Source organism: Porphyromonas sp. HMSC077F02 (assembly GCF_001815465.1).
Taxonomy (GTDB): Bacteria; Bacteroidota; Bacteroidia; order Bacteroidales; family Porphyromonadaceae; genus Porphyromonas_A; species Porphyromonas_A somerae.
Genome location: NZ_KV820642.1, coordinates 1 through 206, shown reverse-complemented (window position 1 = coordinate 206; position 206 = coordinate 1). Strand labels below are relative to the sequence as shown.

Below are 206 nucleotides of genomic sequence, written 5' to 3'. Positions count from 1 at the left end.
GCTAATACCATTACTCCTTTTTGAAGGGCTCCTTTCTCTATGAGAGTTGGAAATTCTGTCGTGTCTGAGACATTGGCAGATGTGGTGGTGAGGGTATTCACAAGGCCTTCTCCGTCTGTCAAGACATGTTTCTTGTACCCATATCTAAACTTCTTACATTTTACCACCCATCGGGCTTCCGTATCCACACCTGGTTTCGCACTACC

At 45.6% G+C, this 206-nt stretch carries 1 protein-coding gene; it reads right to left on the bottom strand.

What is annotated here, in order from left to right:
* Positions 1-188, bottom strand: a 188-nt coding sequence (locus HMPREF3027_RS02975) for a transposase (protein WP_141756214.1), incomplete at its 3' end; no start/stop codon positions are given.
* Positions 189-206: the final 18 nt, after the last annotated feature.